The sequence below is a fragment of the Mesorhizobium sp. AR10 genome (genome assembly GCF_024746795.1).
GTDB lineage: Bacteria > Pseudomonadota > Alphaproteobacteria > Rhizobiales > Rhizobiaceae > Mesorhizobium.
In genome coordinates, this window is record NZ_CP080524.1 from 6,101,734 (window position 1) to 6,127,963 (window position 26,230).

At 63.4% G+C, this 26,230-nt stretch carries 25 protein-coding genes and 1 tRNA gene; 14 read left to right on the plus strand and 12 right to left on the minus strand.

The genetic code is table 11. The features are described from left to right. Position 1: 1 nt before the first annotated feature. From LHFGNBLO_RS33265 to LHFGNBLO_RS33275, 3 genes are all read right to left on the minus strand, one after another. Positions 2-964, minus strand: coding sequence for a GlxA family transcriptional regulator (locus LHFGNBLO_RS33265; protein ID WP_258604385.1), 963 nt, complete (start codon positions 962-964; stop codon positions 2-4). 53 nt (positions 965-1,017) lie between these two features. After that, a complete protein-coding gene (gene folD / locus LHFGNBLO_RS33270) occupies positions 1,018-1,917 on the minus strand; it encodes a bifunctional methylenetetrahydrofolate dehydrogenase/methenyltetrahydrofolate cyclohydrolase FolD (protein ID WP_258604386.1) in 900 nt (299 codons plus the stop codon). 126 nt (positions 1,918-2,043) lie between these two features. Further along, entirely contained in the window at positions 2,044-4,377 is a 2,334-nt protein-coding gene (locus tag LHFGNBLO_RS33275) for a GumC family protein (RefSeq protein ID WP_258604388.1), read from the minus strand. Between the two features lie 189 nt (positions 4,378-4,566). Here LHFGNBLO_RS33275 and LHFGNBLO_RS33280 point away from each other — a divergent pair, with 189 nt between their 5' ends. Next, positions 4,567-5,862 (plus strand): lipopolysaccharide biosynthesis protein, encoded by a 1,296-nt coding sequence (locus LHFGNBLO_RS33280; RefSeq protein WP_258604391.1) that lies wholly within the window; start codon positions 4,567-4,569, stop codon positions 5,860-5,862. 51 nt (positions 5,863-5,913) lie between these two features. Here the strand turns inward: LHFGNBLO_RS33280 and LHFGNBLO_RS33285 are convergent, their stop codons facing one another. From LHFGNBLO_RS33285 to LHFGNBLO_RS33295, 3 genes are read right to left on the minus strand one after another with little or no spacing between them, the layout of a single operon-like run. After that, entirely contained in the window at positions 5,914-6,843 is a 930-nt protein-coding gene (locus LHFGNBLO_RS33285) for a DUF6492 family protein (RefSeq protein ID WP_258604393.1), read from the minus strand. Continuing rightward, positions 6,840-7,634, minus strand: coding sequence for a WecB/TagA/CpsF family glycosyltransferase (locus LHFGNBLO_RS33290; RefSeq protein WP_258604395.1), 795 nt, complete (start codon positions 7,632-7,634; stop codon positions 6,840-6,842). Before LHFGNBLO_RS33290 ends, LHFGNBLO_RS33285 begins: the two co-directional genes overlap by 4 nt. Next, complete coding sequence (locus tag LHFGNBLO_RS33295; protein ID WP_258604397.1) at positions 7,631-8,803, minus strand: glycosyltransferase family 4 protein; 1,173 nt, start codon at positions 8,801-8,803, stop codon at positions 7,631-7,633. The genes LHFGNBLO_RS33290 and LHFGNBLO_RS33295 overlap by 4 nt, the downstream gene beginning before the upstream one ends. Before the next feature lie 172 nt (positions 8,804-8,975). Here LHFGNBLO_RS33295 and LHFGNBLO_RS33300 point away from each other — a divergent pair, with 172 nt between their 5' ends. From LHFGNBLO_RS33300 to proC, 3 genes are all read left to right on the plus strand, one after another. Then, positions 8,976-9,974: a glycosyltransferase family 2 protein gene (locus tag LHFGNBLO_RS33300; RefSeq protein WP_258604398.1), complete on the plus strand. Its 999-nt coding sequence runs from the start codon at positions 8,976-8,978 to the stop codon at positions 9,972-9,974. Continuing rightward, the gene (locus LHFGNBLO_RS33305; RefSeq protein WP_258604399.1) at positions 9,943-11,262 is read left to right on the plus strand and encodes an O-antigen ligase family protein; all 1,320 of its coding nucleotides are present in this window, start codon (positions 9,943-9,945) and stop codon (positions 11,260-11,262) included. The genes LHFGNBLO_RS33300 and LHFGNBLO_RS33305 overlap by 32 nt, the downstream gene beginning before the upstream one ends. A gap of 75 nt (positions 11,263-11,337) precedes the next feature. Further along, the gene (proC, locus tag LHFGNBLO_RS33310) at positions 11,338-12,153 is read left to right on the plus strand and encodes a pyrroline-5-carboxylate reductase (RefSeq protein ID WP_258604400.1); all 816 of its coding nucleotides are present in this window, start codon (positions 11,338-11,340) and stop codon (positions 12,151-12,153) included. Between the two features lie 14 nt (positions 12,154-12,167). On the opposite strand, the gene LHFGNBLO_RS33315 is transcribed toward proC, so the two are convergent. The 4 genes from LHFGNBLO_RS33315 to LHFGNBLO_RS33330 form a co-directional block, all read right to left on the minus strand. Further along, positions 12,168-12,560, minus strand: a complete 393-nt coding sequence (locus LHFGNBLO_RS33315; RefSeq protein WP_258604401.1) for a type II toxin-antitoxin system VapC family toxin — start codon at positions 12,558-12,560, stop codon at positions 12,168-12,170. Next, positions 12,560-12,802: a type II toxin-antitoxin system VapB family antitoxin gene (locus LHFGNBLO_RS33320; protein WP_258604403.1), complete on the minus strand. Its 243-nt coding sequence runs from the start codon at positions 12,800-12,802 to the stop codon at positions 12,560-12,562. Before LHFGNBLO_RS33320 ends, LHFGNBLO_RS33315 begins: the two co-directional genes overlap by 1 nt. Positions 12,803-12,925: 123 nt before the next feature. After that, entirely contained in the window at positions 12,926-14,242 is a 1,317-nt protein-coding gene (locus LHFGNBLO_RS33325) for an NAD(P)H-dependent oxidoreductase (RefSeq protein WP_258604405.1), read from the minus strand. 97 nt (positions 14,243-14,339) lie between these two features. Beyond that, positions 14,340-18,194, minus strand: coding sequence for a caspase family protein (locus tag LHFGNBLO_RS33330; RefSeq protein WP_258604407.1), 3,855 nt, complete (start codon positions 18,192-18,194; stop codon positions 14,340-14,342). 213 nt (positions 18,195-18,407) lie between these two features. Between LHFGNBLO_RS33330 and LHFGNBLO_RS33335 the strand changes: the two genes are divergently transcribed. Both LHFGNBLO_RS33335 and LHFGNBLO_RS33340 read left to right on the plus strand, forming a co-directional pair. Next, positions 18,408-19,181, plus strand: coding sequence for an SDR family NAD(P)-dependent oxidoreductase (locus LHFGNBLO_RS33335; RefSeq protein ID WP_258604408.1), 774 nt, complete (start codon positions 18,408-18,410; stop codon positions 19,179-19,181). Positions 19,182-19,302: 121 nt separating this feature from the next. Further along, a complete protein-coding gene (locus tag LHFGNBLO_RS33340; RefSeq protein WP_258604410.1) occupies positions 19,303-19,512 on the plus strand; it encodes a hypothetical protein in 210 nt (69 codons plus the stop codon). 102 nt (positions 19,513-19,614) lie between these two features. Here the strand turns inward: LHFGNBLO_RS33340 and LHFGNBLO_RS33345 are convergent, their stop codons facing one another. Then, a complete protein-coding gene (locus LHFGNBLO_RS33345; protein ID WP_258604411.1) occupies positions 19,615-20,136 on the minus strand; it encodes an MgtC/SapB family protein in 522 nt (173 codons plus the stop codon). A 226-nt stretch (positions 20,137-20,362) separates the two neighbouring features. Beyond that, positions 20,363-20,437 (minus strand) — tRNA-Thr (locus tag LHFGNBLO_RS33350). Between the two features lie 159 nt (positions 20,438-20,596). Between LHFGNBLO_RS33350 and LHFGNBLO_RS33355 the strand changes: the two genes are divergently transcribed. The 8 genes from LHFGNBLO_RS33355 (at position 20,597) to LHFGNBLO_RS33390 (ending at position 26,200) form a co-directional block, all read left to right on the plus strand. After that, a complete protein-coding gene (locus LHFGNBLO_RS33355; RefSeq protein ID WP_258604412.1) occupies positions 20,597-20,797 on the plus strand; it encodes a hypothetical protein in 201 nt (66 codons plus the stop codon). Positions 20,798-20,924: 127 nt separating this feature from the next. Next, positions 20,925-22,217 carry a UDP-N-acetylglucosamine 1-carboxyvinyltransferase gene (gene murA / locus LHFGNBLO_RS33360; RefSeq protein ID WP_258604414.1) on the plus strand — a complete coding sequence of 431 codons (1,293 nt, stop codon included), beginning with the start codon at positions 20,925-20,927 and terminating at the stop codon, positions 22,215-22,217. Positions 22,218-22,450: 233 nt separating this feature from the next. After that, the gene (locus LHFGNBLO_RS33365) at positions 22,451-22,885 is read left to right on the plus strand and encodes a DUF2948 family protein (RefSeq protein ID WP_258604415.1); all 435 of its coding nucleotides are present in this window, start codon (positions 22,451-22,453) and stop codon (positions 22,883-22,885) included. Between the two features lie 10 nt (positions 22,886-22,895). Next, a complete protein-coding gene (gene hisD / locus LHFGNBLO_RS33370) occupies positions 22,896-24,188 on the plus strand; it encodes a histidinol dehydrogenase (protein ID WP_258604416.1) in 1,293 nt (430 codons plus the stop codon). A gap of 6 nt (positions 24,189-24,194) precedes the next feature. Further along, on the plus strand, positions 24,195-24,680 hold the full coding sequence (locus LHFGNBLO_RS33375) for a UPF0262 family protein (RefSeq protein ID WP_258604417.1): 486 nt from the start codon (positions 24,195-24,197) through the stop codon (positions 24,678-24,680). Between the two features lie 34 nt (positions 24,681-24,714). Then, positions 24,715-25,134 carry a low molecular weight phosphatase family protein gene (locus LHFGNBLO_RS33380; RefSeq protein WP_258610026.1) on the plus strand — a complete coding sequence of 140 codons (420 nt, stop codon included), beginning with the start codon at positions 24,715-24,717 and terminating at the stop codon, positions 25,132-25,134. 199 nt (positions 25,135-25,333) lie between these two features. Continuing rightward, complete coding sequence (infA, locus tag LHFGNBLO_RS33385) at positions 25,334-25,552, plus strand: translation initiation factor IF-1 (RefSeq protein WP_006200926.1); 219 nt, start codon at positions 25,334-25,336, stop codon at positions 25,550-25,552. Positions 25,553-25,573: 21 nt separating this feature from the next. Continuing rightward, positions 25,574-26,200, plus strand: a complete 627-nt coding sequence (locus tag LHFGNBLO_RS33390) for a Maf-like protein (protein WP_258604419.1) — start codon at positions 25,574-25,576, stop codon at positions 26,198-26,200. Positions 26,201-26,230 lie beyond the last annotated feature (30 nt).

A 26,230-nucleotide genomic window follows, 5' to 3' on the forward strand; every position in this document is an offset into this window, starting at 1 on the left:
ATTAGTAGGTCGTGCGCCGCTCTTCGGAGGGTGGCCGGCCAAATTGCAGCCGATAGCTCTGGGCAAAATAGGAATGCGAGGTGAAGCCGGTGGCGATCGCCACGTCGAGGATAGGCATGTTGGTCTGGCGCAGCAATTCACGCGCCCGCTCGAGCCTGAGCCGCATGTAGTAACGGCCGGGCGTCACACTGAGGTGGCGCAGGAACAGGCGTTCGACCTGGCGTACCGACAGGCCCGCCGACTTGGCGAGCTGTACCGCCGACAGCGGCTCGTCGAGGTGGTCGGCCATCAGCTCGACAATGCGCCGTAACTTTTCCGACTTGCCGGTCAGGTCGCGTTCCGGTCCGACGCGCTGGCGGTCTCCAGCGGAGCGGATGCGCTCGTGCTGGAACTGGTTGGCGACGCCATTGGCGAGGTTCGAGCCGAAATCGCTGCGCACGATCTCAAGCATCAGGTCGATCGAGGTGGTGCCGCCGGCGCAGGTATAGCGCTTGCGGTCGATCTCGAAGACGTTGCCGGTGCAGTTGATGTCAGGAAAGCGCTCGACGAAGCCGGCGCGGTTTTCCCAATGGATGGTGCAGCGATAGCCTTCGAGCTGGCCTGCCTCGGCGAGCAGATAGGAGCCGACCGACAGTGCGCCAAGCGCGTTGCCGCGCCGGCCCCAGCTGCGCAGTGCCGCCAGCACCTTGCTCTTGCCGGGAAACTCCGTCGTCAGCCCGACCGAGACAAACAGGATGTCGACCGGCGGCAGATCGGCAACAGCGTAGTCGATCTTGAGCGGCAGGCCGTTGGAGGCCATGACGGGATCGCCATCGGCCGACACCGTCGTCCAGCCATAGAAATCGTGGCCGAGCAGCCGGTTCGCCGAGCGGAACGTATCGATCGCCGCGGCCAATGAAAACATGGAAAACTTGTCGACCAGCAGGAACGCAAACTGCCGGCCGCCTTGAACGGGATCATTCATGACCGGCCGTTCTACAGGGACAGTGAGGTTCGGCAAAGTTGGCGGCTTTCTGGTCAGAAGGAAGGCCGTTTCAATCCGGCCGCAAGATAGGCGGAGGCTACCGTGTTGGCCATCAGCATGGCAATGGTCATCGGCCCGACGCCGCCAGGCACCGGCGTGATGGCGCCGGCAGCCTTCGCTGCCTCGGCAAAGGCGACGTCGCCGACGAGGCGGGTCTTGCCTTCGCCCTTTTCAGGTGCGGCGATACGGTTGATGCCGACATCAATGACGGTGGCGCCTGATTTGACCCAGTCCCCCTTGACCATTTCGGGCCGGCCGACGGCGGCCACCAAAATGTCCGCGGTGCGGGCGAGCGCAGCCAAGTCCTTCGTGCGGCTGTGCGCGATGGTGACGGTGCAGTTGGCGGCGAGCAGAAGGTTGGCCATCGGCTTGCCGACGATGTTGGAGCGACCGACGACCACCGCATTGAGACCGGACAGATCCTTGCCGCGCACGCGCTCGATCAGCAGCATCGAGCCGGCCGGCGTACAAGGAACGAAGGCAGTCTCGAGTTCGCCGGTGCCGAGCTTGCCGACATTGATGAAGTGGAAGCCATCGACATCCTTTTCCGGCGCAATCGTCTGGATGACCTTGCCGGCATCGATATGGGCTGGAAGCGGAAGCTGCACCAGGATGCCGTTGATGGCCGGATCGGCGTTGAGGTCGCCGATGATCTTCAGCAGTTCCTGTTCGGAAGTCTCTGCCGACAGCGTGTGCTGGACCGAATGAAAACCGCATTCCTTGGCGGTACGGGATTTGGAGGCGACGTAGACCTGGCTCGCCGGATCCTCGCCGACGATGACCACCGCAAGACCAGGCTTCTGCGCCCCCTTGGCCGTCAATTCGGCGGTCAACGCCTTGACCGTGCGCACCACGTCTTCGGCCACACTCTTTCCGTCAATCAGTTCGGCCATAAACTATCCTTCAACACCGTTCCATTGGAGCGGCATTTTCACGAAAAATCGATTGGGCAATCCCGCCAATGCGCCGTCATATGCCGTAAACTCGAAACCGGCATGTTTTATTCTGTGCCGAGGGCCTCAGAAATAGCGGCGGCGCGAGCGGCTTTCGGTGAGTTCGCGGACCGCTTCGCGGAATTCGCGCAGGCTGGCGCGGATTTCGTCGATCTGGCCCTGCTGTTCGGCGGGGTTCGGGAGAGGCGGTGCTGCGGCCATCGGGGCTCGGGAATAAGCTGCCTGCCCAACATAGGGTGCCGTCGGCTGCGGATAGGGGTAGCCGGCCGGCGGCTGCATCTGCCCAGTCTGCACCAGCGGATAGCCCGGATCCTGCCCATGGGGATATGGCTGCGTGTGCGAGGCCGGGTGTATTGGCTGTGGCGGCGGCGTGTGAGAGGGCAATGGCGGCTGGATGGCCTGCGTAGGTGCTGGCTTTTCACTGGGCGCCTTGCCAGGCATGATCTTGCCCACCGCTGAGAACAGCGCACCAAGCGGACCTGAACGTTCGGTGCGGGTGGCCTCGACTGGCGCGGCGGGTGGTGCGGGCACCCGATAAGCCTCGTCCTCGAAGGGTATCCGCCGCTCGTCCATCCTGCGGCGCGACCGGGAATTGGCGGTTTCCCGCAGGCTTTCATAGATGCCGCGCATGGCACCGAGGCCGACACCGGAGGCAAAGCCGAGCAGCAGGCCGGCAAGCGCCACCACGGCGCGCGACGGCCCGTTTGGTTCGAGTGGGGGTCGAGCCTCGGTCATCAGATTGATGTTGGTCGTGTTGATGTTCTCCTGTTCGCCGGTCTCCTTGGCGCGCAGAAGATAGCGTTCGTAGACCGAACGCTTGGCGGTGGCATCGCGCTCCAGTTCGCGCAAAGCAACCAGGTCGCTGTTGACGTCGCCGCTTTGAACCTTGGCCTGCGCCAAGCGAGAAGCGAGGTCCTGCTCGAGCTGGACCGAGCGCTTGAGGTCGACCTGCAGCGACGAGGCAATGCGGCTGAGCTCTGCGGCGATGCGCTCGCGCGCGCCGGCAAGCTGGGCAGTGAGTGCCTGGAGTTCGGGATGACGCGGCCCAAGCCGCACAGCGGCGCGGTCGGCCTCCTGCTTCAGCGTCGCATATTGCGAGCGCAGATCGCTCATCGTGTTGGAGTTGATCTCTTCCGGCAAGGTGCCGGTCAGAACCGAATTGACGTCTTTCGAACGCGCCGACGCCGCCCGGGCATTCAGTTCCAGCGTGCGGGCGCGGGCGACGGAGAGCTGCTCGTTGAGCTTCAGCATCTGGTCGTCGCTGATCAGATGGCCCTGCGCGTCGACAAGACCGTGCGTGGCCCTGAAATCCTCGACCTTGCGCTCGGCCGTCTCGACATCCTTGCGCAAGTCATCGAGCTTGGACGTCAGTTGGTTCGTCGCACGTCCGGCCATACCGAACTGGTAGTTGGCGGTCTCCTGCTGGAAGACGTCCCTCGTCGTGTTGGCGATGAGGGCCGACTTTTCGCCATTCTGCGTGATGGCGCTGATGGAGACGACAAAAGTCTTGCCGCTGCGCTCGACCGACAGGCTCTCGGCCAGATTGCCAACCGCCAGCGCCTGGCGGCGAACCTCATCGGCGCCACCCGGCCCGTCCTGGCGCGACAATATGGAGCGGATGAGTGACATGATGCCGAGGCCACCGGACCCCTGTCCGTTGAACTCCGGATCATCAACGAGATTGAGATCCTTGACGACCTTGTCGAGAACCTTGCCGGACGTCACCATCTTGATCCGGGTTTCGACGACGGCCAACGCGGCATCAGGTTGCCCGACGGGTTGGGTGAGATCGTTGTCGGAAAGCTTCAGGTCGCCCGGCTCGATGACCACCTGGGTGGTGGCTTCATATTTCTTCGGCGTCGACAGGGCGACGGCGATGCCGAGCACCGCGCCCAGTATCGTCGTCGTGACGATCAGCATCTTCGACCTGGCAATGCCGCGGACGACCTGCATCGGATCGATCAGCGGCTTCCATTCCTGGCTGTCGACATCCTCGCGAGAAGGCCGTTGCTCGTCACCGGCGTATCGCGGCTCGTATGCGGCATGGGCGCGGTAGGCTTCCGATCCGCCGGCAGGCTCTTCCCGCAGCCCGGCCGGCGGGTAGCCGCCGCGGACGGCCTCGTTTGCTTCAAGCCCTGGCTCAGCGGCTGAACCGGGTCCACGGCCAGCCTGAAGCTGTGCGGTATCGGCGGCCGCATCGAGCGATGGATTCGACCGCGCCTCACGTTGCGAGCGAGCGAGACGATGACGCGTGGCGGCGTCCTCGTGCCATGCCGGGTTTGCCCGGTCGCCGATCGAAACCAGCGATGCGTCGGTCTCGTCCTCGCCACGCATAGCCTGGCCAAGCGCCAGCAAGGAGCGCTCGCGCTTCCAGTCTTCACGGTTTTCCCTGTCACCCATTGTCTTGGAGCTTTACTCTCTGGCGGCTTGGGAGCGGCGGTCTGCCAATCGTTAAGCCACGCTAAACAGGCATAGGAAACAAACCGTTAATTTTGGCGGTTTGCAAACACAAGTTTCTCTCTTCGGTTGTATGTTTCAAGAGGCTCAGAACCGCACGTTAAGCTTTCCGGCCTAGGCTTTGCGCAGGACATGACGCAGGCCAGTGACATACCGCAAAGGCGGACCCTCGCCCGGATCGGCGCTTTTGTGGCCGAACGACGGGGGCTGGTTCGCGACTATCTCTCGGCGATCAGCGGCGCCGGCGGACGGTTGGTGTTTTCGCTCGCCTATTTCATCGCACTGGCCAACACGCTGTCCATCGCCGAGTTCGGCATGTTCGCCACCGCATCGGCGGCCGGGGTCATGCTGTCGCGCATCCTCGCCTTCGGCTTCATCTCGGCGCTCTATCGCACCGCCACCATCCGGCCCAACCTGATCGGCACTTTCACCGCAGGCTTCCTGCTGCTTGGCGTGGTGTCGTTGCCGCTGCTGGCCGCGGCCTCATACGGCGTCTACCTGATCTTCTTTGCCAGCACCGTACCGCTATCGGTCTTTGCGGCGATCGTCTTTGCCGAGGCGCTTTTGTGGCGGCCGGTCGAGGTGGCGCTGATCGTCAACAACGGCCTCGGCAAATTCGGCCGCGCCGCCGTGCTGACGATCGCGGCGACGGCCTTGCGGGCGCTCGGCGCCGTGCTGTTCATGTTCGCCGCGGAGCGGACCGTGGGCGTCTGGTCCTGGTACTATATCGGCGCCAACGCCGCTTCGCTGCTGCTCGCCTTCGGGTTTTTCTACCCGCGCCAGCGGCTGCGGCTGCGGCTGGCGCTTTATCTCAGGCGGCTCGCCGATTCCATCTATGTGGCCGGCGCCGAGGTGCTGTTCTACCTGCAGATGGAGTTCGACAAGCTGCTGGTGCTGGCGATCAGCGGACCGCATCTGGCCGGCATCTATGCCATCATCATGCGGCTGGTCGACCTGACGGCGATCCCGATCCGCACCTTCTCGATGATGCTGGTGCAGCGGATGATGCGAGCGCCGGAACTTCTGTCACGCCTTGCGGTCAAGAGCGGCATCGAGGGCGGCGTGTTCCTGGTGTCGACACTGGCACTGGCGACGCTTGCCATCGTGCTGCATTTCTTTCCCAACGCGCTGGGCAAGAATGTTGCGGAGGCAGCACCCCTGGTGGCGCTGGCGATCTGTGTGCCTGGCCTGCGCAATCTGGTCGAATACCAGGCCGAGCTTCTGTTTGCGCGCGGCCAGACAGCGGTCAGGGCGCTCAACCTCGGCCTGCTTGCCGGGCTGAAGGCAGTGCTCTTGACCTATGTGCTGATCACCATCCCGGACACGCCCAATCTGGTCCTGTCGCTGAATGTCGTCTTCCTGCTGCTCTATCTCGCCTCGACGTTGCTCACCTATTCGGCGATGCGCAAACCGGCAAAGCCGGTCTAGAGTCTTTTTTGACCATGATCTTTTCCGAAAACCGGTTTCCACTTTTCGGGATCATGGTCTATCAAGCCCGATCAGGCGGCGGATGCGGCCGATGTCCGTCCCAATGAAGGACTGCATGCCGATCGCCACCTGTTCCGGCGCCATGGCGGCGACGAAGCGGCGGAACTCTTCATCCGACAGCGCTTCGCCCGTCCAGTGGACGCGGCAGAACTCTTGCGAGCCATGGAAATGGCCGGCGCCGGCAAGCACGTCGTCGACATAGCGGCCGTAGATCATGCATTCGGAGAATTTCCGCGCCGAGCCGACGACCTGAACCCAGTTGCGGCCATGCACTTTCTCGATTTCGGCGCACATCGCCGTCACGGTTTGCCGGCGCCAGGCAATCAGCGTCGAAATGTAGTCGTGGGTTGAAACCCTGGAGGGATCGATGCCGAGTGCCGATCCCGCATTGCGTGACCAGATGCGATGCTCGTCATGACCGTCACCGGACAGTACGCCGTCACGCCGGAACAGCCGCACCTTGCCGTCGCGCCAGAAGACGTTTGTGTCGAACGGCTTGAGGAAGGCGACGTCGGAATCGCAAAAGATCAGCACGTCTTCGGACGCGTATGCGGCGATGGCGATGCGGCGCAGCTGCTGCACATGCCACCCGCGCAACGGCATGGTCTTGAGGCTGAGCCAGATGCGGCGGCGAAACAGGCTGAGCGGATCGTCGAATACATGCAGCCAGCGCGGCAACAGATCCCGTTCGTCGACCACGGTGCGGTGGCCGTTTTCCAGCTGGCGAAACAACGCCACGTCGCGATGCTCGACCAGAACATAGTGATGCGCCACACCGGAAACGTGGCGGTCGAGGGTTTCGCATAACAGGCGGCAGCGCTCGAAATCCGGCGCGTAGCTGGCGGTCACCACGGCTGCCGTCGGCATCTGCCGAAGGGCATCGGTTTCGGCCCCGGGGCTTGGTACGAACCGGCTGTTCACCAGATCTCTCCGGCAGGTTCGGGTTTGCGCGACAGTTTCTGGCGGATGACGCGAAACAGGAACAGCGGGTTGCCGACCACGTAGCGGCGCCAGAGGCGGCCCGGTTCGACCCATAGGCGAAACAGCCATTCGAGCCGCAACCGGCGCATCCACAGCGGCGCCCGCGGCATCGTGCCGCTGAGGAAATCGAGCAGTGCGCCGACGGCGATCGGCAGCGTGCAGTGGCGCGCATCGATATGGCGCGTGATCCACATTTCCTGACGCGGCACGCCCATCGCAACAAGCAGCACGTCGGGTCGCAATTTTGCGATCCGATCGACGATTCCCTGCTCCTCGGCAGCGGAGAAATAGCCATCATGGATGACCACGAAATTGTGCTGGACAGCGAGCGCTGCCAGTCTGGTCGACGCCGCCTCGGCGTTGACGCGCTTCGCGCCGAGCAGCCCCACGGTCAGCGGCCGGGTTGATGCCTGCAGGAAGGCAGGGATGAAATCGGTGCCATTGAGATTGTCCGGAAACGGCGCCCCGTACAGCAGCTTCGCCGCCACATCGACACCGACGCCGTCGGGCAGGATGAGAAAATCGCCGAGCGCTTCGGCAAACACCGGGTCCGAATAGGCGATGTTGGCATTGTGGGCATTGAGAAAACTGACCTTGGTGAAGCGTCGCTCGGCAACCAGCCGGGCCAAAAGGACGATCGCATCGTCCCAGCCGATGGCAAGGACCGGAATGCCAAGGATCATATTCAATTTGTCGAGCCCCAACGCGGCGCGGGCGGTAAGCATGTTCATGCAAGCACCTCCTGCCTGACCGGGCCGAGCTTTTCCAGGCCAAGCCTGATCGCGGCATCGAGTGCCCCCACCTGCCGGCGATGGAAGGCACTGCCATCGACATCCCTGACATCGGCCGCTGCCGCCTCGAGCGCGCCGGCGAAGGCAGCCGGATCGTCTGATACCACGCAGTTGGCCGGGCGATGGTCGATGCCGCGCAGCGATCGGCTGGTCGCAACCGAAGGCAGGCCGAGTTCGAAGGTTTCGATGGTCTTGAGCTGCACGCCGCTGCCGGCGGTGCTGATCAGCGGGATGACTGCGGCGCCGCGCACGAAGGCCTGCGCGTCCGGCACGCGCCCGACGAATTCGACGCCCGGATGCGTCGAGGTGACATCAGACGGCATGTTGCCGGCGATCCTGACGCGAAAATTCCGCCTGAGATGCGGCACGACCTTTTCCAGGAACCAGTCGAGGCCGATGCGGTTCGGCTGCCAGGTCCAGGTGCCGATCAGGGCCGCGTCGCAATCGGTGCGGCGCGGACCCTCTTTCGTCGGCGCCTCGGGGCTGGTCACCAGCGGCAGCGCCGCCGAACGATCGTCGGAGGCAACGCCGAGTGCTGCGCGGTCTTCCTCGGCCAGGGTGAAGACGAAGCGTGCCCGGCGGCAGAGCCGTTCTTCCATGGTCTTGAGCAGCTTGGCCTCGCGGCGAAACAGCAGGCGCTGGAAAAAGCTGCCAGCGGCCGCCGCATTCTCTTCGGCCGAGCGATGCTCTACGTTGTGGGCGACGAAGATCGACGGCCGGTCGTCGAAGAGCTTTTCGAAGGCGCCGGCGAACTGCACCGAATTCAGGACATAACCGTCGAAGGGGCCGGCGCGCTCGACGGCGGCACGGACTTCGCTCTCGGAGATGACACGCAACTTGACCGACGCGAAGGTGAGGCCGGACAGCATCGCCTTGGCAACCCAGATGAGTTTTTGCAGCGACGAAGCACTTTCGGTGCGCACATCGATGGCGCCAAGCACGACGGTGTTTTCAGGGTCGCTGGCTACCTTGCCGGGCCAGATGAAGCCGGTCACGGTGACGCGTGCGCCAGCGCGCCGCAAGGCGGCGATAATGGCGGCGTTGGCAATCTCGTAGCCCGAAGCGAGAGCGCCGTCGGGCACGATCGATGTGGCGAACAGCAGATGCATCTCACCTATCCTGTGCCTCTGCCTGTATCAAAGCGGGGTGAACCCTTGATTAAGTGACGGCAATCGGCGGCTGGGAGCCGCGGACTTGCAGGCTTCTCCGCGAAAGGTGATTAACGAAACGTTATCATCGCGGTGCTATCGAGGACCAAACTCACCCTGCGGCTGGACACGGATGATCCCTTTGCCATCGGACGGTTCGGTATCGATCGCGGGACGGTCGGCGGGGCTTGCCACCGCGACTGTCGAGGCGGTCGTCACGCTGCCGACCTTCAAACGGCCGCAGCAGGTGCTGGAAACGCTGGCTTCGCTCAAGGCGCAGAAGACCGGCAGACGCTTCGCCGTCATTGTCATGGAGAACGAGGCCGAAGCGCGCGCCGGCGCCAAGGCTGCGCTGCCGCTGTTCGAGCGCGGCGACATTGCCGGCATGGTCATCATCGCGCATGAGCGCGGCAATTGCAGCGCCTACAATGCCGGCTGGCAGACGGCGATCCAGCATTTCCCTGATTTCAAGCATTTGCTGGTCATCGACGATGACGAGATCGCCGACCCTGATTGGCTGGAGCGCATGTGCAAGGCGGCCGAGACGCTCGGCGCTGACATTGTCGGCGGCCCGCAAGTGCCTGATTTTGCCGATCCCGCCCATGCCAGATGGGCGGAACACCCGGTCTTTGCACCCCCCTACCGGGAGACCGGGCGCGTGCCCGCGCTCTATTCGTCCGGCAACCTTCTGGTGGGACGCAACGTGCTCACCGCCATGGGGCCGCCTTTCCTCGACCTGAAATTCAACTTCATGGGCGGCGGAGATTCCGACTTCCTCAGCCGGTCGGCGCAAAAAGGCTTCGTGCTTGGCTGGTGCGCGGAAGCGAAAGTCCATGAGAGCGTGCCGGCCCGGCGTGTCGAAGCCGACTGGATCCGCGCCCGCAGCCTGCGCAACGGTGTGATCTCGACGCTGGTCGAAAAGAAGAAGCGCGCCGGGACACCGTTTGCGGGCGCCAAGATCTTCCTGAAGAGCCTGGCGCTGCTTGCCGCCTCGCCGTTTCGCGGCGCAATCAGGCTGGCGCAAACAGGATCACTGGCGACAGCCTTGTATCCCGTCCATGTCGCCCTCGGCCGCGTGTTTGCCGAATTCGGATATGCCAATGAGCAATACCGGCAGCCTGAGAAGAACTGAGCGCGCGCCGCTGAGCGCAGCGTTCACCCGCGACGGCGTCGCCACTGCGATCGCGGCGCTGCTGTTCACCATCATCCTGGTGTCCTTCCGGCCCTTCCAGCCGGCCGGCGCGGAAATGACCGGCGATGGCGGCGACATCGTCAACCAGCTCGGTTTTGGCTCGCTCGGCGCCTTCTCGGTCTTCTCGCTGATGGCCTTCGCAGAGCCGCGCGTGGTGCGCTCGTTGCTCAGCCCGTCCTGGATGCTGATGCTGGGTTTCTTCATGCTCTCGGTGGTGCTGGCGACCGACCCACCATCGGCAATGCGCGCCGCTTCCTTCACGCTGATCGGCATCCTGACGATGGCGACGATCCTGGTGCTGCCGCGTGACGCCGATGCGTTTTCCAAAGTCATCATCTTTACCGTCGTTGTCGTCATGGGCCTCTCCTACATCGGCCTCATCGTCTTTCCCAATGAGGCCCTGCACACGGCGGCTTCGACCGAGCCGGAACATGCCGGCCTGTGGCGCGGCGTCTTCACCCACAAGAACATCGCCGGGCCAATCATGGCCTGCTTCAGCTTCGCCGGGCTCTATCTCTATCGGCGCGGGCAGCGGCTATGGGGCGCAGCAATCTTCTGTGCAGCGATGATCTTCATGCTGCACACCGGTTCGAAGACAACCGCCGGACTGGTGCCGTTTTCAATCCTGATCGTGGTGCTGCCGAGCCTGATAGGCATGCGGCTCGGCACGCCGATCCTGTTTGCCCTGGCGGTCATCGCCACGGCGGTCGGCACGCTGGGCATCGTCTTCCTGCCGCCGGTAAAGAATCTGGCGGCAATCTATTTCCCTGACCTGACCTATACCGGACGCACGACGCTGTGGGAGTTCGCAGGCAGCATGCTGGCGAAGAAACCCTGGACCGGCTACGGCTACGAAAGCTTCTGGGGAACAGCGCTGCTGCTGAACCAGGACCAGCCCTTCGACCGGCCCTGGGACATCAGAACCATCGTTCACGGCCATGACGGCTATCTCGACATCGCCGTGCTGATGGGCATTCCGGCGCTCTGTGTTGCGGTCTACACCTTCCTCATCGCGCCGCTGCGCGACTACATGCGCATTCCGCTGCGCAAGGAAAACATCTATCTCGGCGACTTCTTCATGATGGTGGTACTGTTTACGGCGCTGAACGCCTTCCTCGAAAGTTTCTTCTTCCATCGTGGCGATCCGGTCTGGCTGTTCTTCGTGTTTGGCGTGCTCGGCCTCAGGCAAGTGTCGCTGCGGCCGATCGCGGTGCGCGACCCTAACTGAGCCATTGTCCCGACAAGGGCTTCCCCGCTTTGTCGCGAACGTCTAAGGGAAGGCCCTTGTTTCGGAGGGCGTTCAATGACGATCAGGCTTGTTCTCGCCGGCTGCGGCAATATGGGTTACGCCATGCTCTCGGGTTGGCTGAAGTCCGGCAAGCTCCCGCCGGCAGCGGTGTTCGTGGTCGAGCCCAATGCCGAGTTGCGCAATCGCGCCGAAGCGCTGGGCTGCGGCGCGGCGACGGATGCCGGCGCCATTCCGGTTGACGCCGTGCCGGCCCTCGTCGTCATCGCCGTCAAACCACAGGTGATCCGCGACGTGACCTATGCCTACACGCGTTTCGGCGATGGCCGCACCACTTTCGTCAGCATCGCGGCGGGAACACCGGTCGCCACCTTCGAGGCCATCCTGGGCAATCGCGCGCCGATCGTGCGCTGCATGCCCAACACGCCGGCGGCCATCGGCAAGGGCATGATGGTGGTGTTTTCCAACCGGCTGGTGTCCGACGACACCAAGCGCTTCGTCGCCGACCTGCTTTCGGCAAGCGGAGAAGTGGCTGCTATCGACGATGAGGGCCTGATGGACGCAGTGACGGCGGTGTCCGGATCGGGACCTGCCTACATCTTCCATTTCATCGAAGCGCTGACCGCCGCGGCCGAAAAGGCCGGCTTGCCAACCAAAACTGCCAAGCTTCTGGCCATGCAGACGGTTTATGGCGCGGCATCGCTTGCTGCCGAAAGCGGCGAGGAGCCGGGCGTGTTGCGCCAGCAGGTGACCAGCCCCAACGGTACGACGGCGGCCGCCCTTGCCGTGCTGATGGGCGAGGACCGGCTGACGCATCTGCTCACCGAAGCAGTGGAAGCGGCGCGGCTGCGGTCGATCGAACTGGGGAAATAATAGTGGCTACGGGCTTAGGCGAGATCGGTATGCGAAAAGTCATTGCCCTTGTAGAGCAGTGCAAAGCCACGGCCTTTGGCACAAGCGTAAGACAGGCAGTCGGCAAGATTAAGTTGGGCCGGATGCCCGCGCCCCTTTCCATAGTCTGAAAAGGCCTGGATCGCGAGCTTTGCATCGCCGGCATCGATCGGCACAATCTCAATTTCGGCCTCTCGGAGAAAGGCCTCTATGGCGGCTTCCGCGACAGGCGGCTCGACGGCAAGCATCGTGGAGAGCCGCATGGCCGCTTCAAGCACCACCAGCGCAGAGGTTATCCTTCGCGGTGCTGCCTCAATGCGGTTGCTCCAATCACCGGCATCCTCTTCTCCTGAAAGAATTGCGACAACCACTGAGGTGTCGACAAACATCAGGGATGCCCCCACATGTCGTCGATCTCATCCTTGTTGACAGCGCGGCCGCCCTCGCCTGCCCTGGCTTTGAATTCGTTGGCAATGACAGCGAGGCGTTCGGCCAGGGGAACGCGTCCGCTTTCGCGCTTCAACTCGGATTCAAGCGCTTCGATGACCGCCTCGGTCATCGAAATCTTGCGTTTAGCGGCAAGCTCTCGTGCCAGTGCGCGCGCACGCGGATCCCTGATCTGGAGATTCATTTTGCCGATCCTCAGCGAACGTTCGTCATTGCAATATAGTGCACTTGTCATGACAAAGCCACAGATGGCTAACTTGTTGCTTGAGAATGATCTTTTCCGAAAACCGGTTCCCACTTTTCGGGATCAAGTTCTGCCGTACAGCATCTCGTCCTGCAGCCGGCGCAAGGCGAACAGCCTGGTCGTCTGGTCGGGCGCGGCGTTGCCGGCGGTCAGCAGTTCGCCCTTCCTGACAGGTTTCAGCACCTTGCCGCCTTCGAGCAGGCCGACGGGCATGGCGCGATGGGCGCGGGCTTCCTCGACCGTCATGGTCCAGGAGCGGTAGCAGGTCTCGCCGATGGCATCGAAGGTCTCTCCGGCCGCCAGATCGCGCTTGGCGACGGCGCAGACCTCCGCAACCGGCCGCGGCAACGGCACCATGTCCGGCCGGCCGTAAAGCGCGATGCGGGCGGCGGTCAGCGGCACTTCCAGCGAGGTCAGGTGATACGGCCGGAAGAAGCTATAGTAGGGACCGTGGCCGATATGCAGATCGTCCATGCGCTCGATGATACGCGGATGCGTCGCCTCGACGATGACGAAGACGCCGGGCGCCACACCCTTGCCGACCGTGTAGTCGACGACGCCCTTCTTCGACAGGATGCCGCCGGCCTCGCGCGGGATGAGCACCTTTGCCAACTCGTCGCGATCGGCCTTGGGGCCGTGCATGCCCGGAACGTCAGGCACCAGCCCGGTGGCATTGGCGATGGCGCACATCTCGACCATGGTCTTGGAGCCGTCGACGAACTCGACCAGCATGCGCGGGTTCATGTTGCGACGGAGCGCTTCGTCGCGATAGTCGTCGGGAACGGCGTCATGGTTGAGCGGATTGTTCTTGCCCTTGCCGGCCGACACGATGGTGTAGCCGAGCGCTGAAGCGAACTCAATCAGCTCCATGCAGCTCGACGGCTCGTCGCCGGCGCCGACCGAATAGACGACGCCGAGCCGGTCGGCCTGCTGCTTCAGGTAGCAGCCGATGGTGACGTCGGCCTCGACGTTCATCATCACCAGATGCTTGCCGTGCTCCATCGCCTTCAGGTCGAAATCAGCGGCAACACCGGGCTTGCCAGTGGCGTCGATGACGACGTCGATCAGCGGGTTGGTGACCAGCAACTCATTCGAGGTGATGGCGATCTTGCCGCTCTCGATCGCCTGGGTGACATTCGATGCGGTGTCCGCTTCGACCGCCATCGCCTCGTCGCCATAGGCGATGCGGATGGCGTCACGCGCGGTATGCGGACGCCGCGTCGAGACGGCGCAGACCGAAATGCCAGGCATCAGCATGCCTTGCGTGACCAGATCGGTGCCCATCTCGCCGGAGCCGATGATGCCGATGCGCACCGGACGGCCCTCGGCGGCGCGCTTGGCGAGATCGCGGGCAAGCCCGATCAGGGCGACATTGGTCATGCAGGAACGTCCACTGCTTTTTGGTTTGAAGCGGGAATAGCAGGGAACCGTCCCCGTTTGCCAATGAAACCGGCTGACGGCGGCAATTTCTCGCGTTTTAGTGCAATTCAGCCAGCAGAGCCCGTGCCTCGGCAAGGTTTTTTTCGGAGCCGGCGGCGAGGTCGTCCATCTTGCGATCCCTGAAGATGACAAGTGCGTCCTGGCAGGCGGCGATGGCTTCCTGCGCCATCGCTTTCTCCTTGCGGGCGGCGCCTAGATCGACCAGCACGTCGCACAGGCTGTCCTGGGTGAAGGCGATGCCAGGCACCGAGTTGATCTTCTTCTGCACGGCGATCGCCTCACGCAGGATCGGCACCGCCTCCTCGAAGCGGGCGACGTTGTTTTCAGCGCGGCCGGCCATCGTCAGCGCATAACCGACCTCGTTCTGCACGCTTGCCCAGCGGTCGGGGTCGCGGTCGCGGCCGACCGCATCGGCCAGCGCCCGGTTGACGGCAATCTCCTCGTCGAACACCGCCGGTTCCGGCGCCTTGTCGCGGATCATGCCAAGAACGCGGGCGAAATCGCCTTGCGTCCGCGCCCATTGTTCCGCACGATCGCGGCTGCGCACGCTCTGTATGGTGCGGTAGATGCCTGCCGAGCGCTTCAGCAAAGCGACATCGTTGCGCCAGTAGCCAAGCCTCGACAGCGCGCCGGCCAGATTGGTCTGGTTGCGAAGCCACTCATCGGCGTCCTTGTCGCGGGCAATCACGGTGAGCGCCGCCTCATAGGCCTGAACCGACTTCGCCATGATTTCCGGATCGGAGGTGGCGCTTGCCTGCATCATCAGCGCGTTGCCAAGAGCGCCTTCGACCCAGGCCCAAAGGGTGCGGTCCGGCATCGTGGTATAGACGGCCAAAGCCGCCTCAAGCGCGGTCGCCGCCTTCTGGTAGAGAGACGGGTCGCCGCTCGCGGCGGCAAGGTAGTAATAGGCGCTGCCGAGTTCGTTCTGCAGCTGGGCGTGATCTTCCGGCACGTCGGCAATGTCATAGAAAGGCAATGCCGCCTCGAGCGACGTCACCGATTGGCTGAAATCCTCGCTATCCTGCGTCTGGTTACCCAGAACCAAAAGCACGTGCCCCAAACCCCATTGTGTCGCCGCAAAGGAGTCCGGGTCGCTGTCGCGGGTTTGCACTTCGAGAGCGGCGCGATAAGCCGCCACCGAACGCTTGAGCGCCTCCACGGAACCGCCATCGGCCTTGCCCAACATGGAAAGCGCTGCGCCCAGCCGGTATTGCGTGATCGCCCAGTCTGCCGGGGTGCTCTGTCTGGTCCGCACGGTGAGCGCTGATTCATAAGCGACAACCGCCTGTTCGAAGATCGCCTTGTCGCGTGCACGGTAACCCCAGGTTGACAGCGTGTCGCCGAGACTGTGCTCTATCGAGGCGAAATCGAGCGGGGCGGCGGTGGCGGCATAGACCTCCAAGGCCTTGCTGTAGGCAGCCGCCGACTTCTGCAGATAGTCGGTTCCCGTGTCGCGATTTCCGAGCGTTGCATAAACGAAGCCGAGATTCTGCTGTAGCGAGGCCCAGTCGAGCGGCAGCTTTTCGCGCGTATATTCGCTGAGCGCCGCCTCGTAGGCTGCTACCGCCTCGAGCAACGTGGCATTGTCGTTCTGCCGGGCGCCAAGACGATGCAGCGCGTTGCCGAGCGTCAGCTGGCCGTTCGCCCAGTCGGCCGGCGCGTGCTCGTGCGTCCGAACCGAGAGCGCTGCCTCCGCCGCCTCCCGCGCGCGCAGCAACGTGGCGACATCGCCGGTGATCTCGCCGATCGACTCGAATGCCGTGCTCAAATTGTTCTGGATCGTCGCCCACTGCGCCGGGGCGCGGTCGCGCGTCATTTCCTCAGCCGCCGCCTGGAAGGCCGCAACCGACTGCTCAAGTGTGGCTACATCTTTCTCGAGCTCACCAAGGTGAAAGAGAGCCGCGCCCAGATTGATCTGGCTCAGTGCCCAGTCGAGCGGCACGCGATCCCGGCGATACTCTGTCAGCGCGGCGCGATGGGCTGACATCGCGGCGCGAAAGCTGTCGCTCGTCGTCTCGCGTTCGCCAAGTTCGGACAACACGATGCCGAGGTTGTTCTGCGTCGCTGCCCATTCGAGCGGCAGCTTTTTCGACCCCTGAACCTCGAGCGCCGAGCGGAAGGCGGCGACCGCCTTTTCGAGCAGCGCCGTGCCATTCTCGCGCCGGCCGAGCTGCCAGTATACGGCGCCGAGATTGCCAAGGGTGGAAGCCCAGTCATCCGGATAGGCTTCGCGCGAATAGACTGTCAGCGCCTGCTCGAAGGCCGCTGCCGCCTTGTCGAGATTGTCGCGACCGGCCTCGCGCTCGCCCAGTGTCGACAGGGTGATTGCGATATTGTTTTCGGTGGCCGCCCAGCGGGTCGGCGCATTTTCGCGCGACACATAGGTCAGACTTTTTTCATAAGCCGCGACGGCCTGGAGCAGGAAGGCGTTGTCGCCCGAAAAAGAGCCGTGCGCGGAGAGCGCCTCGGCTTCCGCCGACTTATAGGTCCAGGCGTCCCCGTCGCTCCATTTTTCCACCTCGTCATAGGCCTTGGCGTAATCTTGCGCCGCCTTCAGGTAGTCGAAAGACAGCTCGTAGGTGTTCGCGCTGCTGGCAAAGACGTCCGCGAATTCGAGCCGGCGCGCCTTGAGGTCGGCCTCGGCCTGATCGACGGTCTTCGACAGCTCGCCGACGCGCACCTTGGCCTGCTCGTGGAATTTCTTGGCGGCATCGAGCGCGCCTTCCTGCACCGCCTGTTCGGCCAGTTTCGACAGCCTGACGATTTCCGAATCCTGGCTCTTCAGCGTCGCCTGTTCGGCCAGCACCTGCTTCAGCCGCTCGGTCTGGCCGCGCAGCAATTTGTCGAGTTCGGCAGGGTCTTTCGGCGTATCGGCACCGAGTGTCTTCAACATGGCGTAGAGCGCGTCCATCGGCACGCCGCCGTCGCGCGAGATCGATTCGATCTGACGGCGTTCCGGGTCGGGCAGCGCCGAGATGGTGAGCAGCAGCCGGCGGCGCTCAGTGAGTATCTCACCCTCGTCGCCTCTTGGTGCCTCGGCAGGCGTGCCGAAATAGAGCAGCCGGCGCAGGCTCTCATTGACCCATGGCCGCTGCTGGCCGTTGGTCTTGAGATAGACCTCCTCGCCGATCATGCGCAGCACGGTGCCGAATTCCTCGCCGCCCATCGTATCGATGTGGCGCAATATGGCCGCCGCATAGGGGCTGTTGCCGTCGGCCGGGCCATCGAGCGCCACCTTGCCGGGTTCGGCGGCAAAGCCGATGACCTGGCCGAGGCTGTCGTCGGCCGAACCCTTGACCGGCGCGTTGTTGTTCAGCGCCACGACGCTGCGCGTTTCGCCGAGACCGCCGGCGCCGATCGGCTTGCCTTCGTCGCCCGGCGTCAGCTTCAGCAGTGTGCCTGGCGGGAACGGATCGTTGCGGCAAGCGTCGAGCAGCACGATGGTGACCGGCACCTTGGCCTTGAGTTCGGCCATGATGGACGACAGCGGCACCAGCTTTTCGCCGGCATCGTCGAGCGCCGAGATGTCGGCATCGACAGGCACCAGGAAACTCTCGCCGCCGGCCTCGATGCCGTGGCCCGAATAGTAAATGATGGCAACGTCGGCGCCCTCGGCGTCGTCGACGAACCCTTCAAGGTCGCGCCGCAATTTGCGCGCATCGCGATTGGTGGCGACATCGGTCTCGAAACCGAGCTTGTCGAACATTTCCTCGATGGCGCGGGCGTCGTTTTCAGGATTGGGTAGCTTGCCGACATGCTCGTAGTCGGACTGGCCGATGATGAGGGCGACGCCTTTCAGCGCTTTTGGTTCTTGGGCCAAGGCAGGGGCAAGCGCGCACAGGCAAAACACCAGTGCAGCGGCCACGCAGATCCGCGCACTCTCAACTGTCATTCGCCCAAGCAGCATCGCCCACCCCGGAACCCGCACGGCGCTTTCTTCCGCACGGACATGGCATCATGATGGCCGGCCTGTGGCAAGTCTTCGGGCCAGCGGTGTTCGTGTCATGGGGCCGCTGGCCACAGGCTGGCTTTCACAGCGCGACCGGATAATGTTCCCTCGTCGAGTTCGTTTCCGGCCCGGCGAGGCTTTTTGAGGGAGGTTGGCATGACAACGGAATTCACGCCGAAATTCGATCTGACCGGCAAGGTGGTGCTGGTCACCGGCGCCTCGCGCGGCATCGGGCGCGCCTGCGCTCTCGCTTGCGCCGGCTCAGGCGCCGACATGATCGTCGGCGTGCGCAGCAAGGCGGACGGCGCAGATCTTGTCGCCGAGATCGAGCGCATCGGCCGGCGGGCGCTGGCCGTGCAGATGGATCTCACCGATCTGGCGACGGTGCGAAAAGCTGTCGTTGAGGCGCACGCCGCATTCGGGCGCATCGACGTTCTAGTCAACAATGTCGGGCTTGGGCCCGAAAACCTGGCGGAGAACGTCACCGAGGAAGATTTCGACCTCACCGTGAACGTCAACCTCAAGGGCACGTTCTTCACCACCCAGGCGGTGGGGCGGCTGATGATCGCCGAAAAATCCGGGCGCATCATCAACATCAGTTCGCAGGCCGGCACGGTGACTCTGAAGGGCGAAGCCATCTACTGCATGAGCAAGGCAGCGATAAACCATTTGACGCGCTGCCTGGCGGCGGAATGGGCGCAGCACCGGGTCACCGTCAACAGCGTGGCGCCGACCTTCATCTGGACCGACGGAACGCGGCCCTCGCTCGCCGATCCGGATTTTCATGCGCATGTGCTGGGCCACATTCCGCTCGGCCGCATCGGCGACCCGATCGATGTCGCGGGAACCGTGGTGTTCCTGGCCTCGCCCGCGGCGTCGATGATCACCGGGGCAAATATATTGGTCGATGGCGGCTGGTCGGTGGCGTAGGGCGGACGGGGATTCGCCTATCGCGATCTCAAAAGGGCGGAAATCGAGGATGTAGCTCGTTCAGTCGCCCCATCTCCTTTCACACCAGATGGGCGTATACTTCCTGGAAAGGGAGGCGGGCATGCCCATCAATCGCAAGATCAAAGAGGCGAGCCACTTCACGCCGTCCGAGGTAAGGCTCCTTGGACGCGTCTTCGAGCAGGCAAAGCGCGAAGGTGACTCTGAGGCCAACCGGGAAGCGCTGGCCTCTCGTATCATCGCCAACTATATGGCCGGAATCACCGATGAGGCCGAACTTCTCGCCTTGTCACGACAGCCGCTTGGCCGGTGACACAGCTTCGTCGGCGGTATCGACGATCGTCGGCGCCAAGATTCTGACCGGCGGCTGGTCGGTTGCGTGAGCTACCGGTCGCCATGGCGGACAAGGCGCGGTTCAACCTTTCCGGCTGCGTTCGGCTTTTCCAGGAGCGGGTTGCGTCTCGCCTATGCCTGACCTGGCTGAGAAACTATGCAGCAGACCCGCCACAAGAAGCACCAGCAAAGTCCCGAATGCTGCGATCTGCCAAAGACCAAGCCCGCAAGCTACTCCAATCGCCCCCGACATCCACATGCCGGCGCCTGTCGTCAGCCCATGGACCTCGCCTCTTGAGAACATGATGGATCCCGCGGCCAGGAACGCGACGCCGGCGGTCACTGCCTCTACGACCCGGATCGGGTCGACCTTCGCGGACTCTTGCGCAAACATCGGCGCGTGAACGATTTCTATTGTCAGAATGCCAAATGTGGCGGCTGCCACACAGACCAGAATATGGGTACGAAGCCCTGCCGGTCGATTTCTCCATTCCCTCTCGAACCCGATCGCCGCACCGAAGAGCGCGGCCAACAAGAGCCTCGCTGCAATCACCGGGAAAGGAACATAGGTTGGATGGCCAAATTCTTCGACAAGCTGTTCCATTGGTTCTCCGTCCCAACCGACCGCCGCTAACGCGCCGGGACGGATCGGGTTCCCAAGGCACCCGCGATTGACGCCAGGCCACTGTTTGCTGGCGAGTTGAGATGGAGCCTGCCCCCGCTATGCCGATGGCCAAATGTGCCAAGGGGGGAACGTCCCACCGCCGGCAATCAAACGCTTGACGCTCGACTGATTGCGCATTCAGTTGTGAACCAAAGGGGGAAACGGCTGGTGCTGCGAGAGAGGATTGAACTCTCGACCTCTCCCTTACCAAGGGAGTGCTCTACCACTGAGCTACCGCAGCCGCCGATGGCGGGGCTTCTGCCATATCGAACCGGCAAGCGCAAGGCCAAGAGCGAGGATGTGTGAAAGCCTTTGCCGGAGGCTTTTCAGGACATGCCGGCGCCACAATGTTGGCTATGCCTGAATAACAGGTTGGCTAGTCGCAAGCCGGGACGGAACCATGAACGACACGCCGATTCCACCGAAAAAGGGAGGCACCAGCCGCAAGGACCGGCTTGCCGACCAGTTGCGCGCCAATCTGCAGAAGCGCAAGGCACAGTCGCGCTCGCGGCGCACCGGCGACGCCGACAAGCGGCGCGCCGGGGACGTCGACAACCGACCTGACGGGCTCGTCGCGGCAAAGGACGTGCAAAAAGACTAACCCGAACCGGCCGCCCTTGGCTCAAGTGCCAAGAAATCCTATTTCTTGAACCAAGCCGGCCAATGGTCTAGACGGACCGATACTCAAACTGACGAAACCGGCCTTTCGGCCGAGGGGACTCTCTTCCATGGATCGCATCAGAATTGTCGGCGGCAACCAGCTTGCCGGAAGCATCCCGATCTCGGGCGCGAAAAACGCTGCCCTGCCGCTGATGATCGCCGCGCTGTTGACCGACGACACGCTGACCCTGGAAAACGTACCGCATCTGGCCGATGTCGAGCAGTTGATCCGCATCCTCGGCAACCATGGCGTCGACTATTCGGTCAACGGCCGCCGCGAAAAGCAGAATGAGGGCTATTCGCGCACCATCAATTTCTCCGCCCGCAACATCGTCGACACCACAGCACCCTACGAGCTGGTGTCCAAGATGCGGGCGTCCTTCTGGGTGATCGGGCCGCTGCTGGCCCGCATGGGCGAGGCAAAAGTGTCGCTGCCGGGCGGTTGTGCCATCGGCACGCGCCCGGTCGATCTTTTCCTCGAAGGCCTGCAGGCGCTGGGCGCCGATATCGACGTCGACACCGGCTATGTCATCGCCAAGACCAGGAACGGCCGCCTTGTCGGCAACCGCTACGTGTTCCCGAAAGTGTCGGTCGGCGCCACCCATGTGCTGATGATGGCGGCTTCGCTGGCCAAGGGCGAGACTGTGCTCGAAAACGCCGCTTGCGAGCCCGAGATCGTCAACCTGGCCGAATGCCTCAATGCCATGGGCGCCAAGATCTCCGGCGCCGGCACGCCAACCATCACCATCGACGGCGTCGAATCGCTGTCCGGCGCCCGCGTCAGGGTTATCCCCGATCGCATCGAGACCGGCACCTATGCCATGGCGGTGGCCATGACCGGCGGCGATGTGGTGCTCGAAGGCGCGCGTGCGGATTTGCTGCAGACCGCGCTCGACGTGATTGCCCAGACAGGTGCCGAGATCACGCCGACCAATTCAGGCATCCGCGTCAGGCGCAATGGCGCCGGCATTGCGCCGGTCGATGTGACGACGGCGCCCTTCCCGGCCTTCCCGACCGACCTGCAGGCGCAGTTCATGGGCCTGATGACCATGGCCAAGGGCAAGTCGCGCATCACCGAGACGATCTTCGAGAACCGCTTCATGCACGTCCAGGAACTCGCCCGGCTCGGCGCCCACATCACGCTTTCCGGCCAGACCGCGATCGTCGAGGGCGTTTCCAAACTGAAAGGCGCGCCTGTGATGGCGACCGACCTGCGCGCCTCCGTGTCGCTGGTCATTGCCGGCCTGGCGGCCGAAGGCGAGACCACCGTCAACCGGGTCTATCATCTCGACCGCGGCTTCGAGCGGCTGGAAGAAAAGCTGTCGGGCTGCGGCGCGGTGATCGAGCGGATTTCGGCGTAGTCGAAATCCACAGGGTTTGCGGCGCGGTCGCACGAACCGGAAAGACCTGGATTCTCGTTTGAGCAATGATCTTTCCGGAACCGCAGGTCAGCGAAAGCAAAAACCGGTTTCCACTTTCCGGGATCATGCCGTTTTTTTGTTTGAGCATGACCTTTTCCGAAAACCGGTTTCCACTTTTCGGGATCATGCTCTAACAGAAGGCTGAACAGTCAACTTTCAGGTGCAAAATCCGTATGGACGCTCTCAAGCTTGTCGCGCTCGACGATCAGGATCTGAGCATCGTCTCGGCCCATGTCCAGGACGCGGTGATGAAGGTCTCGGACCTCGAATTCCTGCCGTTGGCCAAGCGCTTCGTGCTGACCATGAACCGCTTCGTCTGGGAGGCGAAGTCAGGCCTGTTCCGCCAGCACAATGAGCGGCGGCAGGCCGTGCTGCATTTCGACCGGGTGCTCGGCGCCAAGACCAGCGGCATTGCCCGCGACAAGCCGGCTGAAATCCTGTCCCTGCTGGCGATCAGCTTCGTCGAGATCAGCAAGCCTGCCGGCATTGTCGAACTGATCTTCTCGGGCGGCAGCGCAGTTATGCTGGATGTCGAGTGCATCGAGGCGCGGCTTGCCGATATCGGTGGCGCCTGGGGCGCCACGTCACGCCCCGTCCATAGGGCATGAGCAGGATCCGATGGCCATCACGCTTCGCCAGTCCGACGCCGATTTCGAGCAGCGTTTTGCGGCGTTCCTGCTGACCAAGCGGGAAGCGTCGGCGGATGTCGACGCCGTGGTGCGCGAGATCGTCGCGCGCGTGCGCGCCGAGGGCGACGCGGCACTGATCGAATACACGAAAAAATTCGACCATGCCGACCTGAAAAGCCTCGGCATCGCGGTGTCGAAGGACGACATCGCCAACGCCTACAAAGCCGCAGACCCGCAGACCATCGAGGCGCTTGCATTCGCGCGCGAGCGTATCCGCGCCCACCATGAGCGGCAGCGGCCGCAGGACGACCGCTATACGGACGCCATCGGCGTCGAACTCGGCTCACGCTGGACGGCGATCGAAGCGGTCGGGCTCTATGTGCCGGGCGGCACAGCGAGCTATCCAAGCTCGGTGCTGATGAACGCTGTGCCGGCCGTCGTCGCCGGCGTCGAGCGCATCGTCATGGTGGTGCCGGCTCCAGGCGGCATCATCAACCCGCTAGTGCTGGTGGCGGCCGATATGTCAGGCGTGTCGGAGATCTACCGTGTCGGCGGCGCACAGGCGATTGCCGCCCTTGCCTATGGCACCGAGACGATCAAGCCCGTCGCCAAGATTGTCGGCCCCGGCAATGCCTATGTCGCTGCGGCCAAGCGCCAGGTGTTCGGCACCGTCGGCATCGATATGATCGCCGGACCGTCAGAAGTACTGGTGGTGGCCGACGGCAGCAACGATCCCCACTGGATCGCCGCCGACCTGCTCGCACAGGCCGAGCACGACGTGTCGGCGCAGTCGATCCTGATCACCGACGACCCGGTCTTCGGCAAGGCCGTAGAACAAGCAGTCGAGCGCCAGTTGCAGAGCTTGTCGCGGGCCGAGACGGCGGCGACAAGCTGGCGCGATTTTGGCGCGGTGATCCTGGTTCAAACGATCGAGGCGTCGCTGCCGTTGGTCGACCGTATCGCCGCCGAACATGTCGAGCTCGCCATCGACGATGCCGAGGGTTTCCTGGCCAAGATGCGCAACGCCGGGGCGGTGTTTCTCGGCCGTCACACGCCGGAAGTCATCGGCGACTATGTCGGTGGCTCCAACCACGTGCTGCCGACGGCGCGCTCGGCGCGCTTCTCGTCGGGCTTGTCGGTGCTCGATTTCGTCAAGCGCACCTCGATCCTCAGGCTTGGGCCTGAGCAGCTGCGGGCACTGGCGCCTGCGGCAATCGCGCTGGCCAAGGCGGAAGGCCTCGACGCGCATGGGCGTTCCGTCGCCATACGGCTGAACATGTAGGCCACTATGTCGGACTACGATCGAACCCACGCAAGGCTGATCGATGTCGAACTCGACGAATCGATCGGCCGCTCGACGCCCGATGTCGAGCATGAGCGGGCGGTAGCGATCTTCGACCTGATCGAGGAGAACCGTTTTCAGCCGATCAATGACGACGGCGCCGGGCCCTACCGGCTGAAGCTGTCGCTGGCCGAGCAGCGCCTGGTCTTCGCCGTGACACGCGAGGATGGCGATGCCGTGGTCACCCACATCCTGTCGCTGACGCCGCTGCGGCGCATCGTCAAGGACTACTACATGATCTGCGAGAGCTACTACGACGCCATCCGCACCTCGACGCCCAGCCATATCGAGGCGATCGATATGGGCCGGCGCGGCCTGCACAATGAAGGCTCGCAGACGCTGATGGACCGGCTCGCCGGCAAGATCGACATCGACTTCGACACGGCGCGACGGCTGTTCACGCTGGTCTGCGTGCTGCACTGGCGAGGCTGAACTGCCCGCCCCTCTGCCTCGCTCGATCCTGTTCCTGTGCGGCATGAACGCCGTGCGCTCGCCGATGGCAGAGCAGTTGGCGCGCCACATACTGCCCACACCGATCTTCATCGCCTCAGCCGGCGTGCACCGCGGCGAACGCGACCCATTCGTCGACGCCGTCTTGGCCGAGGACGGTCTCACGCTGGGCGAGCGACAGCCGAGAGCGATGGACGATCTGGAGGACGACTATTTCGACCTGATCGTCACGCTGGCGCCGGAAGCGCATCACGCCGCGCTCGAACTCACTCGCTCACTCGCCGTCGACGTCGAATACTGGCCGATGCCCGACCCGACGGATGTGGGCGGCAGGCGAGAGCAGATCATGGCCGCCTATCGCGACGTGCGCGAACGGCTGAAGGCGCGCATAAGCCGACGTTTCTTGCTTCCGGAAGCAAAAAACGCGACGGATTAAGCGTGTTCACAAGCGGGCGATTATCATATAGGTTCCGCCGAAATTCCGGCTAGAGTCGGATGATTTCAGGTCCGCTCGACCTGAAATCTGAATCCGCCTCTAAATCAAAGAGTAGAGCATGATGTCGTCCGAAAACCGCTTCACACTTTTCGGCATCATGCTCTAGGCGCTGGAACTGCAATCCAAGCAAAGGTATCGAATGCCGAAGGAAGAAGTCCTCGAGTTTCCGGGTGTCGTGACGGAATTGTTGCCCAACGCGATGTTCAGGGTGAAGCTCGAAAACGAACACGAAATCATCGCCCATACGGCCGGCCGCATGCGCAAGAACCGCATCCGCGTGCTGACCGGCGACAAGGTCCTGGTCGAGATGACGCCCTACGATCTGACCAAGGGCCGCATCACCTATCGTTTCAAGTAAGAGAACCCGGCCCGGACCGCGATGAGCATTTTGCAGAAGCTCGTGCTTGCCTCGGGTTCGCCGCGCCGGATCGAACTGCTTCAGCAGGCCGGCATCGAGCCGGACCGCGTGCTGCCGGCCGATGTCGACGAGACGCCGCTGCGCGCCGAGCATCCGCGCTCGCTGGCCAAGCGGCTGTCGGTGGAAAAGGCCGAGAAGGCGCTGGCGTCGCTGAAGAGCGAAGACGACTATACGCCGGGCTTCGTGCTGGCCGCCGACACGGTGGTCGCCGTAGGGCGGCGCATCCTGCCCAAGGCCGAGACGCTCGACGACGCCGCCAACTGCCTCGGGCTGCTCTCCGGCCGTTCGCACCGGGTCTATTCCGGGATCTGTCTGATCACGCCGGGCGGCAAGCAGCGCTTACGGCTGGTCGAGACGCGGGTGCGTTTCAAGCGGCTGCCGCGCGAGGAGATCGACGCCTATGTCGCCTCGGGTGAATGGCGCGGCAAGGCCGGCGGCTATGCCGTCCAGGGCCTGGCCGGTTCCTTTGTCGTCAAGCTTGTCGGCTCCTACACCAACATCGTCGGCCTGCCGCTCTACGAGACGGTGGCGCTTCTGACCGGCGAGGGCTTCAAGGTGCATGCCAGCTGGCTGGTCGCGCGCCCATGAGTACGGGAAGACCATGAGTTCGGGGCGGCC

Bases quoted from the DNA above. Each gene is read 5' to 3' on its own strand.
- LHFGNBLO_RS33365 (WP_258604415.1), top strand. From the start codon at position 22,451: ATGGACGCTCTCAAGCTTGTCGCGCTCGACGATCAGGATCTGAGCATC.
- LHFGNBLO_RS33305 (WP_258604399.1), top strand. From the start codon at position 9,943: ATGAGCAATACCGGCAGCCTGAGAAGAACTGAGCGCGCGCCGCTGAGC.
- LHFGNBLO_RS33330 (WP_258604407.1), bottom strand. From the start codon at position 18,194: ATGACAGTTGAGAGTGCGCGGATCTGCGTGGCCGCTGCACTGGTGTTT.
- LHFGNBLO_RS33280 (WP_258604391.1), top strand. From the start codon at position 4,567: ATGACGCAGGCCAGTGACATACCGCAAAGGCGGACCCTCGCCCGGATC.
- proC (WP_258604400.1), top strand. From the start codon at position 11,338: ATGACGATCAGGCTTGTTCTCGCCGGCTGCGGCAATATGGGTTACGCC.
- folD (WP_258604386.1), bottom strand. From the start codon at position 1,917: ATGGCCGAACTGATTGACGGAAAGAGTGTGGCCGAAGACGTGGTGCGC.
- LHFGNBLO_RS33295 (WP_258604397.1), bottom strand. From the start codon at position 8,803: ATGCATCTGCTGTTCGCCACATCGATCGTGCCCGACGGCGCTCTCGCT.
- hisD (WP_258604416.1), top strand. From the start codon at position 22,896: ATGGCCATCACGCTTCGCCAGTCCGACGCCGATTTCGAGCAGCGTTTT.
- LHFGNBLO_RS33320 (WP_258604403.1), bottom strand. From the start codon at position 12,802: ATGAATCTCCAGATCAGGGATCCGCGTGCGCGCGCACTGGCACGAGAG.
- LHFGNBLO_RS33315 (WP_258604401.1), bottom strand. From the start codon at position 12,560: ATGTTTGTCGACACCTCAGTGGTTGTCGCAATTCTTTCAGGAGAAGAG.
- LHFGNBLO_RS33290 (WP_258604395.1), bottom strand. From the start codon at position 7,634: ATGAACATGCTTACCGCCCGCGCCGCGTTGGGGCTCGACAAATTGAAT.
- LHFGNBLO_RS33325 (WP_258604405.1), bottom strand. From the start codon at position 14,242: ATGACCAATGTCGCCCTGATCGGGCTTGCCCGCGATCTCGCCAAGCGC.
- murA (WP_258604414.1), top strand. From the start codon at position 20,925: ATGGATCGCATCAGAATTGTCGGCGGCAACCAGCTTGCCGGAAGCATC.
- LHFGNBLO_RS33300 (WP_258604398.1), top strand. From the start codon at position 8,976: ATGATCCCTTTGCCATCGGACGGTTCGGTATCGATCGCGGGACGGTCG.
- LHFGNBLO_RS33345 (WP_258604411.1), bottom strand. From the start codon at position 20,136: ATGGAACAGCTTGTCGAAGAATTTGGCCATCCAACCTATGTTCCTTTC.
- LHFGNBLO_RS33390 (WP_258604419.1), top strand. From the start codon at position 25,574: ATGAGCATTTTGCAGAAGCTCGTGCTTGCCTCGGGTTCGCCGCGCCGG.
- LHFGNBLO_RS33335 (WP_258604408.1), top strand. From the start codon at position 18,408: ATGACAACGGAATTCACGCCGAAATTCGATCTGACCGGCAAGGTGGTG.
- LHFGNBLO_RS33340 (WP_258604410.1), top strand. From the start codon at position 19,303: ATGCCCATCAATCGCAAGATCAAAGAGGCGAGCCACTTCACGCCGTCC.
- infA (WP_006200926.1), top strand. From the start codon at position 25,334: ATGCCGAAGGAAGAAGTCCTCGAGTTTCCGGGTGTCGTGACGGAATTG.
- LHFGNBLO_RS33355 (WP_258604412.1), top strand. From the start codon at position 20,597: ATGAACGACACGCCGATTCCACCGAAAAAGGGAGGCACCAGCCGCAAG.
- LHFGNBLO_RS33265 (WP_258604385.1), bottom strand. From the start codon at position 964: ATGAATGATCCCGTTCAAGGCGGCCGGCAGTTTGCGTTCCTGCTGGTC.
- LHFGNBLO_RS33375 (WP_258604417.1), top strand. From the start codon at position 24,195: ATGTCGGACTACGATCGAACCCACGCAAGGCTGATCGATGTCGAACTC.
- LHFGNBLO_RS33275 (WP_258604388.1), bottom strand. From the start codon at position 4,377: ATGGGTGACAGGGAAAACCGTGAAGACTGGAAGCGCGAGCGCTCCTTG.